Source organism: Streptomyces sp. NPDC088350 (assembly GCF_044753545.1).
In the GTDB taxonomy this organism is placed as follows: domain Bacteria; phylum Actinomycetota; class Actinomycetes; order Streptomycetales; family Streptomycetaceae; genus Streptomyces.
The window spans coordinates 560,226-572,985 of the sequence record NZ_JBIVNL010000007.1; the positions used below are offsets into that span (position 1 = coordinate 560,226).

At 71.8% G+C, this 12,760-nt stretch carries 12 protein-coding genes; 6 read left to right on the forward strand and 6 right to left on the reverse strand.

What is annotated here, in order from left to right; all coding sequences use genetic code 11:
• Nucleotides 1-119: 119 nt before the first annotated feature.
• From ACIQBL_RS27220 to ACIQBL_RS27230, 3 genes are all read right to left on the reverse strand, one after another.
• Nucleotides 120-341 (reverse strand): hypothetical protein, encoded by a 222-nt coding sequence (locus tag ACIQBL_RS27220; RefSeq protein ID WP_401945660.1) that lies wholly within the window; start codon nucleotides 339-341, stop codon nucleotides 120-122.
• Nucleotides 342-384: 43 nt separating this feature from the next.
• Nucleotides 385-1,644: an anion permease gene (locus ACIQBL_RS27225; protein ID WP_401945662.1), complete on the reverse strand. Its 1,260-nt coding sequence runs from the start codon at nucleotides 1,642-1,644 to the stop codon at nucleotides 385-387.
• A gap of 98 nt (nucleotides 1,645-1,742) precedes the next feature.
• Nucleotides 1,743-2,492, reverse strand: a complete 750-nt coding sequence (locus tag ACIQBL_RS27230) for a lysozyme (protein ID WP_401945663.1) — start codon at nucleotides 2,490-2,492, stop codon at nucleotides 1,743-1,745.
• 197 nt (nucleotides 2,493-2,689) lie between these two features.
• Here ACIQBL_RS27230 and ACIQBL_RS27235 point away from each other — a divergent pair, with 197 nt between their 5' ends.
• The 3 genes from ACIQBL_RS27235 (at nucleotide 2,690) to ACIQBL_RS27245 (ending at nucleotide 6,950) form a co-directional block, all read left to right on the forward strand.
• Nucleotides 2,690-3,421 carry a class II aldolase/adducin family protein gene (locus tag ACIQBL_RS27235; RefSeq protein ID WP_401945665.1) on the forward strand — a complete coding sequence of 244 codons (732 nt, stop codon included), beginning with the start codon at nucleotides 2,690-2,692 and terminating at the stop codon, nucleotides 3,419-3,421.
• Between the two features lie 705 nt (nucleotides 3,422-4,126).
• On the forward strand, nucleotides 4,127-5,254 hold the full coding sequence (locus tag ACIQBL_RS27240) for an alpha/beta hydrolase family protein (RefSeq protein ID WP_401945807.1): 1,128 nt from the start codon (nucleotides 4,127-4,129) through the stop codon (nucleotides 5,252-5,254).
• Nucleotides 5,255-5,549: 295 nt separating this feature from the next.
• On the forward strand, nucleotides 5,550-6,950 hold the full coding sequence (locus ACIQBL_RS27245; RefSeq protein WP_401945667.1) for a hypothetical protein: 1,401 nt from the start codon (nucleotides 5,550-5,552) through the stop codon (nucleotides 6,948-6,950).
• A 6-nt stretch (nucleotides 6,951-6,956) separates the two neighbouring features.
• Here the strand turns inward: ACIQBL_RS27245 and ACIQBL_RS27250 are convergent, their stop codons facing one another.
• Nucleotides 6,957-7,379 carry a VOC family protein gene (locus ACIQBL_RS27250; protein ID WP_401945668.1) on the reverse strand — a complete coding sequence of 141 codons (423 nt, stop codon included), beginning with the start codon at nucleotides 7,377-7,379 and terminating at the stop codon, nucleotides 6,957-6,959.
• A 128-nt stretch (nucleotides 7,380-7,507) separates the two neighbouring features.
• Nucleotides 7,508-8,398, reverse strand: coding sequence for a neutral zinc metallopeptidase (locus ACIQBL_RS27255; RefSeq protein ID WP_401945670.1), 891 nt, complete (start codon nucleotides 8,396-8,398; stop codon nucleotides 7,508-7,510).
• A gap of 363 nt (nucleotides 8,399-8,761) precedes the next feature.
• Between ACIQBL_RS27255 and ACIQBL_RS27260 the strand changes: the two genes are divergently transcribed.
• The 3 genes from ACIQBL_RS27260 (at nucleotide 8,762) to ACIQBL_RS27270 (ending at nucleotide 11,873) form a co-directional block, all read left to right on the forward strand.
• A complete protein-coding gene (locus ACIQBL_RS27260; RefSeq protein ID WP_401945672.1) occupies nucleotides 8,762-10,360 on the forward strand; it encodes an ABC-F family ATP-binding cassette domain-containing protein in 1,599 nt (532 codons plus the stop codon).
• Between the two features lie 364 nt (nucleotides 10,361-10,724).
• Nucleotides 10,725-10,943 (forward strand): helix-turn-helix domain-containing protein, encoded by a 219-nt coding sequence (locus ACIQBL_RS27265; RefSeq protein ID WP_019060653.1) that lies wholly within the window; start codon nucleotides 10,725-10,727, stop codon nucleotides 10,941-10,943.
• Between the two features lie 117 nt (nucleotides 10,944-11,060).
• Nucleotides 11,061-11,873 carry an enoyl-CoA hydratase/isomerase family protein gene (locus ACIQBL_RS27270; protein WP_401945673.1) on the forward strand — a complete coding sequence of 271 codons (813 nt, stop codon included), beginning with the start codon at nucleotides 11,061-11,063 and terminating at the stop codon, nucleotides 11,871-11,873.
• A 41-nt stretch (nucleotides 11,874-11,914) separates the two neighbouring features.
• On the opposite strand, the gene ACIQBL_RS27275 is transcribed toward ACIQBL_RS27270, so the two are convergent.
• Nucleotides 11,915-12,688, reverse strand: a complete 774-nt coding sequence (locus ACIQBL_RS27275; RefSeq protein ID WP_401945675.1) for a nucleopolyhedrovirus P10 family protein — start codon at nucleotides 12,686-12,688, stop codon at nucleotides 11,915-11,917.
• Between the last annotated feature and the right edge of the window lie 72 nt (nucleotides 12,689-12,760).

The window sequence follows — 12,760 nt, forward strand, 5'->3', positions numbered from 1 at the left end:
TGGGGTGGGGGGGGGGGGGGGGGGGCGCCCCCCCCCCCGGGGGGGGGGGGGGGGGGGGGGGGGGGGGGGGGGGGGGCCCCCCCCCCCCCCCCCCCACGGTGGGTCCAACTGGCGGCCGGTCAGGCCACGATGAGATAGATCCCGTACGCCACCGCCGCCGCGCAGGCCGCGAAGCAGGCGTACGCGCCGGTCAGCGCGAGGTTCGCGGAGTCGCCCTGGGCGGTGGCCCGTTCGCGGTGGGAGAGGGCGGTGATGCCGAGGGTGAAGACGGCCACGAGGGCCACGGTGGACACGAGGCTGACGCCGAAGACGGAGCCGAGGGCCGCCCAGTCGATGTGCATGCTTCTGCTTCTTTCTTGTTCCTTCTTGACCGGGTGTCCGGGCTCAGACGGCGGCGGCCGGCGGGGTCGCCGGGTCGGACGTGGCGACGGGGGCCGGGTTCACGGGCGGCGAGGGGATCGTCGCCGTGAGGCCCTCGGAGAGGGCGACCGACGGGGGCGGGGTCACGGCGGCGATCGCGGCGGTGACCACGCCGGGCGGCTCCTCGACCTCGTTGACGTTCGAGGCGTCGACCACCTGGCGGCGGGAGAGCAGCCAGATCGCGGCGCTGGAGGCGACCAGGAAGACGGCCACCAGCGCGGTGCCCCAGTCGCCGAGGCCGGTCACGGACTCGGCGAGCGCGCCGACCAGCGCGGCGGCCGGCAGCGTCAGGCCCCAGGCGACGAACATCCGGGTGGCGGTCGACCAGCGGACGACACCGCCCTTGCGGCCGAGGCCCGCGCCCATCACCGAGCCGGAGACGGCGTGCGTGGTGGACAGGGAGAAGCCGATGTGCGAGGAGGCCAGGATGACCGCGGCGGCGCTGGTCTGGGCGGCGAAGCCCTGCTGCGGCCGGAGGTCGGTCAGGCCCTTGCCCATGGTGCGGATGATGCGCCAGCCGCCGATGTACGTGCCCATCGCGATGGCCAGGCCCGCGGAGAGGATGACCCAGGTGGGCGGGTCCGAGTCGGGGGCGAGGGAACCGCCGGCGACCAGGGCGAGGGTGATGATGCCCATCGTCTTCTGCGCGTCGTTCGTGCCGTGCGCCAGCGAGACCAGTCCGGCGGAGGCGATCTGGCCGACCCGGAAGCCCTTGTCGGCGGCCTTGCCGTTCGCGTTCCGGCTCAGCGCGTACGAGAACCGGGTGGCCAGCATCGCCGCGACGCCCGCGACGATCGGGGCGGCGACCGCCGGCAGCAGCACCTTGGTGACCAGGACATCGCCGTGCACCGCACCGGTGCCGGCGGAGGCGATGGTGGCACCGATCAGGCCGCCCATCAGGGCGTGCGAGGAACTGGACGGCAGGCCGACGAGCCAGGTCACCAGGTTCCAGAGGATCGCGCCGACCAGGGCGGCGAAAATGACCTCGGGACGGATGCCGCTCTCATCGACGAGCCCCTTGGAGATCGTGTTGGCGACCTCCACGGAGAGAAAAGCGCCCACCAGGTTGAGGGCGGCCGACATGGCCACCGCGACCTTGGGCTTGAGCGCACCGGTCGAGATGGTGGTGGCCATCGCGTTGGCGGTGTCGTGGAAACCGTTCGTGAAATCAAACGCGAGTGCGGTTACCACCACAATCGCGAGGATCAGCGAGAAGTTTTCCATTTACCCAGGCAATCGTTCGAGGTCATTGGCGCGTTGACCGTAGGCAACCTGGATGAACGGAAGATGAACTGAGGGGGTCCCTGCGGTGTCCGAACCGCCTAGTAACCCCGGGTGAACTTCCTCAGTCGGCTCGCCGTCCCGTGGAAGAGATTCTGATCACCCGGCAGGCTGCCGCTGTTGTCGTACTGCCAGAAGGTCCAGTACGACCATCCGGCGGGCAGCGACCCCGTGTCCGCGGATTCGTGGCGGGCGATCCAGAGCGCGTGCGTCGAGGCCAGGGCGGTGCTGTCGCCCGTGCAGGTGTTCCACCAGTGGGCGGTCGTGTAGATCACCGGACGGCGGCCGGTCTCCCGCTTCACCTCGTCGCTGAAGTCCTTGATCCAGCCGACCATCCCGGCCTTGGTGAGGCCGTAGCAGCCGTGCTTCTTGTCGTACGGGTTGTATTCGATGTCGAGCGCGGGCGGCAGCGTCCAGCCGTCCGCCTTCCAGTCGCCGCCGTGCGCCACGAAGTACGCGGCCTGGGTGGCGCCCGACGACTTGTCCGGGAGTGCGAAGTGGTACGCGCCGCGGATGATGCCGGCGGCTCGGGCGCCGTCGTACTGCTGCCCGAAGTAGGGGTTGCGGTAGGTGGTGGACTCGGTCGCCTTGACGTAGACGAACGTGGCGCCCTTCGCCTTCGCGCTCGGCCAGTCGACGTTCTTCTGGTGCGCGGAGACGTCGTGGCCCTTCGCGGGGCTCGCGGCGGCGGCCGGAATCTCGGTGAGAGCGACCCCGGCGAGGGTCAGCGCGGCCGTGGAGGCGGTGAGGAGGCGGGCGCGGCGGCGGGACGGTTTGCGATCACGGGCCATGTTTTCCCCCGGGAATGGCGACGTGCACGACAAATCCCCCAGAGGTTATGGGAAGGTCTGTCGATGCCGGTCGGCCTCCGGCCAAGCGGCCCGGGCGGGCGACATATGCCCATACGTGCTCTTTCGGATGCGCGGCTCACGGCCTAAAGTGCCCGCGCCCGAACGCGTGTCGGGGCGTCGGCTGGCAGGATCGCGACATGGCTGAGGAGCGGCGGGACCAGCGGGACGGACGGGATGCCCGGGAGGGCGCACAGACCGCGGGGGAGCCGTGGCGGAGGCGTGTGCGCGCGGAGGAGGCGCAGGCCTGGGACGCGCTCGTCGAGACGGCCCGCCGGACGGTGTCCGACGGCCTGGTGGTCGGCACCTCCGGGAACGTCTCGGCGCGCGTCGGCGACATCGTCCTGGTCACACCCTCGGGCGTCCCCTACGACCGGCTGACCCCTGACGACACGGTCGGCGTCGACCTCGACGGGCGCCAGGTGCTCGGCACCCTGCTCCCCACGAGCGAACTCCCCATGCATCTCGCCGTCTACCGCAGCACCGACGCCCACGCAGTCGTCCACACCCACGCCGTCCACGCGACCGCCGTCTCGACCCTCGTCCCCGAACTCCCCTCCGTCCACTACATGTCCGGCGCCCTCGGCGGCCCGGTCCGGGTTGCCCCGTATGCGACATACGGCACCGAGGAGTTGGCCGAGAACATGCTCCACGCCCTCGCCGACCGCTCCGCCTGCCTCCTCCAGAACCACGGCACGATCGCCTACGGCGACTCCCTGGACCAGGCCTACGACCGCACGGCCCAGCTGGAGTGGATGTGCCGGCTGTGGCTGACGGCGTCTTCGGTGCCGGGGCTGTCGCCGACGCTGCTTTCGGGGGAGCAGGTGGCGGAGGCGGGGGAGCGGTTGCGGGGGTACGGGCAGTGGGGGTGAGGCCGGTAGGGGTGGGGGCAGTGGGGGTGAGGGCGGTAGGGGTGGGGGCGGCGGGGGTGAGGGCGGTAGGGGTGGGGGCAGTGGGGGTGAAGACGGCAGGGGTGAGGGCCGCGGGGTGAGGGTTGGTGTTGGCGGCCCGCTTCTTCAGGGTGCCGACGTCTTTCCGGGCGGCCCCCGTTGCGTCCCCTTCGCCGTGGCGTTCTGCTGGGCCGACTTGTCTCCCGCCGGACTCGTGTCGGGCTGCTCTCTCCCTCCGGCCCCGTCTGGCCTGTGCTAGGACGCCGGGCCACGGTGAACCTTTCCGGCGCAGCCGAGCTTTTCCGTACCGCCCGTACTACCCGTACCGCCCGTACTGCTCGCGCCCCCGGCGCCGTCCAGCCTTCGCGACGATGCCGGGCCGCGGTGAGCCTTTCCGGCGGAGCCAAGCTCGCCCGCACCGCCCGTACCGCCCGTACCGCCCGTACCGCCCGTACCGCCCGTACCGCCCGTACCGCCCGTACCGCCCGTACCGCCCGTACCGCCCGTACCGCCTGTACCGCCCGCGCTACCGCCGTACCGCCGTACCGCCGCACCTCCCGCACCAACCCGTACCGCCCCACACCACCGGCACCGTCCTCCCGCCACAGACACCCCCGCCAGTCATCACCCCGGACCCCGAGCCTCTTCCGGCTGGCCGCCCGCCCGGTCCGCCGGGACACTGGAGCCGTGCGCACAGTCAGAGCGACGGCCGCGGCCGTCTCCGTGGCCCTCGCGGCCGGCGCGGCAGGCGTCGTCGTCGGCCGGTACGCCAGCGACGCCGCGCTGAAGGCGCCGCCCGGCCGCCCCCTGCCGACCGAACCCCGGCTCACGGTGCACTCCACCGCCGCCGGCCAGATCACCCTCACCCGGGACCTGGCCTCCCTCCGCCCCGGCACCTACGGCCTCGCCGGCGACGGCTCCCACGCGGTCGTCGGCCCGGTCGTCGCGACGGCGTCCCCCTCCGCCGACGCCGTCGTACGCCGCCTGGAACGCGTCACTCACGGCACCCTGGGCCCCGGCGCCAAGGTGTGGCTCACCCCGAACGTCCACATCGGCAACCCGAGCGCCGCCCTCGGTCTGGACCACGCCGACATCGACATCCCAGGTGAACTCGGCTCCCTGCCCGCGTGGTTCGTGCCCGGAGCGCGGAGCACCTGGGTGATCGCGGTGCACGGTCTGGCCGCGACCCGCGAACTCTCCCTGAACGTCATGGAGTTCCTGCACCGCCAGCGCTTCCCGGTCCTCGCCCTCGCCTACCGCGGCGACCTGGGCGCACCCCGCAACCCCGACGGCCTGGGCCACCTCGGGGAGACCGAGTGGCGCGACCTGGACGCGGCGATCCGCTACGCCGTGCGGTACGGCGCCGAGCAGGTCGTCCTGTACGGCTGGTCGACCGGCGCCACCATGGCGCTGCGCGCCGCCGCGCACTCCGCGATGCGCGACCGCGTCTCCGGCCTCGTGCTGGACTCGCCGGTGCTCGACTGGGAGACGACGCTGCGTGCCCTCGCCACGGCCCGGCACACCCCGAGCGCGCTGCTGCCGCTGGCGGTACGCGCCGCGCAGGGCCGCACCGGTCTCCACGGCGACCGCATCGCCGAGGCCGCCGACCCCACTCGGCTCAGGGTCCCGACCCTGATCTTCCACGGCCCCGACGACACGGTCGCCCCCTGGACCCTCTCCCGCCGCTTCGCCGCCCACCGCCCCGACCTGATCACCCTCCAACCGGTGGCCCAGGCCCCCCACAGCGCCATGTGGAACGCCGCCCCGGCCGGCTACGAGGAAATCCTGCGCCGCTTCCTGACACCGCTGATGTGACCCTGAACCGCTTACGGCACCGGCCGCCTCTTACTGTCGCCGGGCAGCCACCCCTCACCCGCACCAAACCCCCGTGCCCATCCCTACGCCTACTCCGTCCCCCATCCCCGTCCCACCCCTCCACCGACACCGCCCCCCACCCCCGCCACCCCCCTCCAACCCTTCCGTTTAGCCCTCTACCACTGGCCTGATCCCGGTCCCCAGCAGCCCCCGGGCCCTCGTGCCTTGGCCATCCCCGTCGCCCGCCGTGACATTCCGTTTGGGTTTTCGGACCGTCAACCGGAAGACTGCACCCGTGACGTCCCGTATCCCGCGCGACTCCAGGCTTCGACTCGTCCGCCCGCGACCCCTGGCCGCCGCCCCCCGAGCGATGAACCAGCGGCGCTCGCGCCGCCCCGCGCCCCGCCCTCCGGAGGGCACACCGGCCCCCGCGGAACTGGCCAGAATGGCACGCTCCGGCCTGGCCGGCGCGGCCCGCGTCGCCCACTGGGCCGACGCCGCACTACGCCCCGGCCGTGACAGCGCGAGCCCCGACGGCAAGGGCACCCTCTCCGACGCGACCGCCGAACTCGCGGCCGAGGATCTGGGCCTGACCCCGGCTCAGGTCCGCGCCGACTGGGACACCGCCCGCCTCGCGGGTCTCGTCGAGGTGCACGGCGACGAGGCCCGCCCCGGCTGGCGGCTGCGTGCCTGGGACCGCGACGACAGTGCCGTACTGCGCGGCTGGGTCGCCCTCTTCGACGCCTGGTCGCTCGCCCACCCGGAACCCCGGGAGCACGAGCCCTCCGCCGTCGCCGAGGTCGTCTCGGCCATGCCTCAGGTGCTCTCCTTCCTCCAGCTGTCCGCCGGTCCCGTCCCCGTCGAACAGCTCCTCGATCTCCTCGAACAACGCGTCACCGAACTGCGCACCGAGCGCTGCGAGATCCCCTACGGCCCGCAGCCCGAGCCCGTCCAGCAGACGCCTGCCGCGGACGCCCCCCTCGACCCCCTCCTCGACTGGGCCCTGCACGCCCTCGCCTCCGTCGGCGCCCTCACCTACGGCGACGCCCAGGCCACCCTCACCCCGCTCGGCAGCTGGGCGGTCTGGGTCAAGCTGGAGCAGATCTGCGTGGCCGCGCAGAGCCCCGCCGGGAACATCGAGCAGTCCGCCGAGGACATGCTCCGCGGCTGCTCCCAGCTCCGCCCGAACGCCGCCCGCGCCGAGTACCGCGCCTGGCTCGCCGCCCGCACCGTGGGCAGCGCGGTCGGCGAGCTGATCGACGCCGCCCGCGGCGAGGACGCCCTGCTGCGCGGCCTCGCCTTCGAGGCGCTGCGCGTCGTCGGCGCCCCCGCCGAGCCCGACGTCCGTGCCGCGGTCGACGAGGCGACGCTCCGGCCGTACGCCCTGCTCTGGCTCGCCGAGCACGACGGGATCGACCCCGAGGACGCCCACGAGGTCCTCACCCGCGAAGAGGCCACCTGGATGTGGGTCGACACCGCCGCCGCCGTCGCCGACCACGGTGAGGCCCCGCTGCTCGTGCGCCACCTGGAGTCCGCGATCCAGCCGACCGTCCCCATGCTCCTCGACGAGGTCCGCGCCGTCGGCCACCCGCGCACCGTGCAGGTCCTGGTCGCGCTCGCCGCCGCGCACCCCGACCCGGCGCTCGCCAAGGCCGTACGCCGGGCGGCCTTCCAGGTGCACACAGGAGGCAGCTAGGCGGGGTCAGGCCTCTATGCCAGGGGCGTACGTACCGAAGCTCCAGATGTTGCCCTCGATGTCCCGGGCCATGTAGTCCCGTGATCCGTAGTCCTGGTCCGTCGGGGGCATCAGGATCTCCGCGCCGTGCTCCGCGGCCCGCCGGTGATGGGCGTCGACGTCGTCCACGACGATGTACACCCCGGCGGGTCCCGCGCTCTTCATCGCCTCGTCGAAGCGGCCGCCGCGCCCCTTGGAACCGAGCATCACCGCGCCGTTGCCCTGCACCAGCTCCGCGTGCATCACCGAGCCGTCCTCGCCCTCGTACACCGCCAGTTCGCTGAATCCGAACGCCTCCGTGAGCTGCCGGATCGCCGCCTTCGCGTCCGCGTACAGCAGCGACGGGTAGATGCTGGGCCGCCCGCTGTCCGTGCCGTCCGTACCTGTCATGCCGATCACTTCCTTGTGTTCGGGTGCTTGTCGTGCCTCGGTGTCTTTGGTGTTTCTGCTGCTCTGAGCGCTTTCGACGAGTCTTGCACCCGCCACTGACAACGGCCCCGACAGCGCCCTTCGGCCCGTCAGCGGAACGTGTTGCACCGCGCCATGTCCCCGGTCCGGTAGCCCTGGTGGAACCACTGCTGCCGCTGCGCCGCCGACCCGTGCGTCCAGGTCTCCGGCGTCACCCGGCCCTGGAACCGCTCCTGGATCCGGTCGTCGCCCACGGCCGCCGCCGCGTCCAGACCGTCCCGGATGTCGGCGTCCGTGAGGCTCGTGATCAACGGCCGCCCGGTCGACTCGTCCTTCGTGGTCGTCGCGTGATGCGCCCAGACCCCCGCGTAGCAGTCCGCCTGCAGTTCCACCTTCACCGCGTTGCTGTTCGCCCCGGTCCGCCCGTCCTGCGACCGGCCGAGCGTGCCCATCAGGTCCTGTACGTGGTGCCCGTACTCGTGGGCCACGACGTACGCCTGCGCGAACGGCCCGCCGCTGGAGCCGAACTTCGTCCGCAGCTCGTCGAAGAACCCCAGGTCCAGATAGACCTTCCGGTCGCCGGGGCAGTAGAAGGGCCCCACCGTGGAGGTCGCCGTCCCGCACGCCGTGGCGACCTGCCCGCTGAAGAAGACCGTCGGCGACCGCGTGTACGTACCGCTGCGCCGCCGGAACTCCTGCGTCCAGAAGTCCTGCACGCTGTTGACCACCGCCACGATGCGGCAGTCCTCCTTGGTGTTCGCGTCCTGCCCGGTACGGCAGGCCGACTGCACCTGGGCCGGCGAGGACGCGGTCGCCGCCGGTGAGTCGCTGCCCGACGACAACCCCAGGTTGTCGGGACCGACCCCGAAGAAGAGCCCCAGCAGCAGTGCGATCAGCCCGGCGAGACCCCCGCCCACGGTCGCCCGGCCACCGGGAATCCGGCTGCCGCGCACGTCCTGCACCTCGGAGGTGTCCAGATCGGCATCGTCGTCGAACTGCATGGGCCCCGCTCTCCGCAGTCGTAGCCCCCTGACGTCATCCTCGCCCGCCACCCCCACCGGGGCGCCGGACAGGCGTCCGAACGGGCGACACCCCTCACGCGCGCGTGCCGTTCGTCACGGCGCGGCGTCGCTCGCCGCCCGGCCGTGTTCGGGCGCCGGCCCGGACCGCCCAGCTCACCGCCGTGGACCGCGTGAGCCGGATCACCTCGGGCCGCACGCACCCCGGCAACGAGCCGCCGTGGACAGAAAAAGCGCTTGCACTGCCCCGTTAGACTTGGCCTATGGCCATTCTCCTCGCGCATTAGACGGCGGGAACGTCCTCAGCCGCCCCTTCCGCCTACGACCCCGCTCTGGAGTCTGACCGTGATCTCCGCCTCCGGTATCGAGCTGCGCGCCGGTGCCCGCGTCCTCATCGAGTCCGCCACCTTCCGTATCGCCAAGGGCGACCGCATCGGCCTGGTCGGCCGCAACGGCGCCGGCAAGACCACCCTGACCAAGGTCCTGGCCGGCGAGGGCCAGCCCGCCGGCGGCACCGTCACCCGCTCCGGCGAGGTCGGCTACCTCCCGCAGGACCCCCGCACCGGCGACCTGGACGTGCTCGCCAGCGACCGCATCCTCTCCGCGCGCGGCCTGGACACCCTGATCCGCAAGATGCGCGAGAACGAACAGCGCATCGCCAACGGCAGCGGCGCCACCCGCGAGAAGGCCATGCGCCAGTACGAGCGCCAGGAGACGGAGTTCCTCACCAAGGGCGGTTACTCCGCCGAGGCCGAGGCCGCCACCATCGCCGCCGCGCTGAACCTCCCGGACCGCGTGCTCGGCCAGCCGCTCCACACGCTCTCCGGCGGTCAGCGCCGCCGTATCGAGCTGGCCCGCATCCTGTTCTCCGACGCGGACACGCTCCTGCTCGACGAGCCCACGAACCACCTCGACGCCGACTCGATCGTCTGGCTGCGCGACTACCTGAAGACGTACCGCGGCGGCTTCATCGTGATCTCCCACGACGTCGACCTCGTCGAGACGGTCGTCAACAAGGTGTTCTATCTGGACGCCAATCGCGCCCAGATCGACTACTACAACATGGGCTGGAAGCTCTACCAGCAGCAGCGCGAGGCCGACGAGAAGCGCCGCAAGCGCGAGCGGCAGAACGCCGAGAAGAAGGCCGCCGCCCTGCACTCGCAGGCCGACAAGATGCGCGCCAAGGCCACCAAGACGGTCGCCGCGCAGAACATGGCCAAGCGCGCCGACCGGCTGCTCGCCGGGCTGGACGCGGTGCGCGTCTCCGACAAGGTCGCCAAGCTGCGCTTCCCGGAGCCCTCGCCCTGCGGTAAGACCCCGCTCATGGCGGAGGGCCTGTCGAAGTCGTACGGCTCCCTGGAGATCTTCACCGACGTCGACCTGGCCATCGACAAGGGCTCGCGCGTCGTCATCCTCGGCCTGAACGGCGCCGGCAAGACGACCTTGCTGCGCCTGCTCGGCGGTGCGGAGAAGCCCGACACCGGCGAGGTCATCGAGGGCCACGGCCTCAAGCTCGGCTACTACGCGCAGGAGCACGAGACCCTCGACCCGGAGCGCACGGTCCTGGAGAACATGCGCTCCGCCGCCCCCGACCTGGACCTCGTCGAGGTCCGTAAGACGCTCGGCTCGTTCCTGTTCTCGGGCGACGACGTCGACAAGCCGGCCGGGGTCCTCTCCGGCGGCGAGAAGACCCGCCTGGCGCTCGCCACCCTCGTCGTGTCGTCGGCGAACGTCCTGCTCCTGGACGAGCCGACGAACAACCTCGACCCGGCCAGCCGTGAGGAGATCCTCGGGGCGCTGCGCACCTACAAGGGCGCCGTCGTCCTCGTCACCCACGACGAGGGCGCCGTCGAGGCGCTCCAGCCGGAGCGCATCATCCTGCTGCCCGACGGCGTCGAGGACCTGTGGGGCGCGGACTACGCGGACCTCGTCGCCCTGGCGTGACCCGAAGCCGGTGACCGAAAGCTCCTGACCGATTGCTTGATCAACGGCGTATGGATCATTCGGCCTACCGGTGATCCACCATCTGTGTGAGATCTCCTCGTACCGAGGTGTGTCGTACATCGATTTCCCGGCCGAGCCCTTTATCGACAAGGGCTCGGCCGTCCTGCGTCTCTGACCAGGTACTTCGCGGAACAACTCGTTCGGCCGTACGGACACGACCCTGTGGAATTCCATATTCCACTTGTGGGGACGCACTCCTGTCGTCAAAACCTTGTCTTACGGACCTTGCCGAATGGGTGGCCATGAACGCTTGGAGGGGTGATCATGAGGAGACCAAGAGCGCACTTCCCATGAGGAGGCACGGGTGGCCGAGACTCTGAAGAAGGGCAGCCGGGTAACCGGCGCCGCGCGCGACAAGCTCGCGGCAGACCTGAAGAAGAAGTACGACTCCGGTGCGAGCATCCGAGCGCTGGCCGAGGAGACCGGCCGCTCGTATGGCTTCGTCCACCGGATGCTCAGCGAGTCCGGCGTCACGCTCCGTGGGCGTGGCGGGGCGACCCGGGGCAAGAAGGCTTCGGCCTGACCCCGGGCGGCCCATCGGCTTCGATGGTGGCCACCCGGTCGGACGACTGACCGGCCGGGTGGTTACTGTGCAGTCACTTAGCTCTGCTCTGCTGACCGCACACATCGGAGGCGCCCCATGGCTTCGCCCGAACAGGACGACAAGGACCTCGGTCCCGTACTCGACAAGGACGGCGTACGGCTCACCGTCGACGACGCGATCGCCACGGTGACGCTGACCAACCCGGCCAAGCGCAACGCTCAAAGTCCTGCTCTGTGGCGGGCGTTGGCGGAGGCCGGACGGTTGCTGCCGGGCTCCGTCCGTGTCGTGGTGCTGCGTGCCGAGGGCAAGTCCTTCTCGGCCGGCCTCGACCGGCAGGCGTTCACACCCGAGGGCTTCGACGGCGAACCGTCGTTCATCGACCTCGCGCACAGCGGTGACGCCGTACTGGACGGGACCATCGCCGAGTACCAGGAGGGCTTCACCTGGTGGCGGCGCAGCGACATCGTGTCCATCGCCGCCGTCCAGGGGCATGCCATCGGGGCCGGGTTCCAACTCGCCCTCGCCTGTGACCTGCGCGTCGTCGCCGACGATGTGCAGTTCGCCATGCGCGAGACCAGCCTCGGTCTTGTGCCCGACCTGACCGGCACGAACCCGCTGGTCGGCCTCGTCGGCTACGCCCGCGCGCTGGAGATCTGCGCGACGGGGCGCTCCGTCCTGGCCGAGGAGGCCGTGAGCACCGGCCTCGCCAACATCGCGGTACCCGCCGACCAGGTCGAGGACGCCGTACGCGACCTGACGACCGCGCTGCTGGCCGCACCGCGCGACGCCCTCATCGAGACCAAGGCGCTCCTCCAGGGCGTTCAGGGCCGTACGTACGACGACCAGCGCGCCGCCGAGCGCGCCGCACAGGCGCGACGGCTGCGGGACCTGGCGGGCGTCGGCGAATAGGCGCACAGGCGTCAGCGGGTCGTGGCACAGCCGGTCGTGGTTCAGCCGATCCTGGTGATGAGCACCGCCACGGTCGGGCGACCGGGCAGCACCTCGCCGACCCTCGCGCGGACCTCCCGGGCCACATCCAGGGCCCGGCGGTCCGCGCGCACCGCGAGTTCCACGCGCGCGTGGAGGCGCGGCAGCGCGCCCTCGCCCTGCTGCTCCTCGATGTGCACCGCCCGGCCCAGCCCGCCCGGTGTGCTGGTCAGCCGGGCCACACCGGGGACGGCGAGTGCGGCTGCGGCGATCAGGACCTCGCCGCTCTCGTCAACGCCGTCCACACGGTCAATGTCATCAACATGATCAATGTCGGCAGTGGTGGTGGACTCCGTGTCGACCATACGGTCAACACTGTCAACACCGTCCAGGTCGTCCATATGGTCCAGCAGGGCAGTCACCTGTAGATCAATCTCCGCCACCTCCAGACCGAGCCGCTCCGCCGCAGCCGCCGCGAGGGTCGTGCGCAGGCGGGACGCCGTGGCAGGGAGGGGCTCGGTCGCCACGGCCGCGAAGTCCGCCGCGATCCGTAGCGGGCCGGGCGGCAGGGCGCCGGGCGGGGCCGGCACGGCGGGTTCGTACGCGTCCTGCGGATCGGCGAGCGCGATGCGCAGCGCGCCCAGCCGCACGCCCCGCACATGCCGCGCCGCGCTCCGGAGCACCGTCTCCGCCGCCCGCTCGGCGATCCACGCGCCGTCGCGCCGGTCGCCCAGGGGCAGCAGCCTGCCGAGCCGCAACTGATGCCGTACCGCTCGCGTCCACGCGTCCGCCGTCATTCCTCCAGCCTGCCGCATCCCCGGCGCGGGAGACCGCAACCGCACTTACCGTGGTCGAAGGACGACGACCGA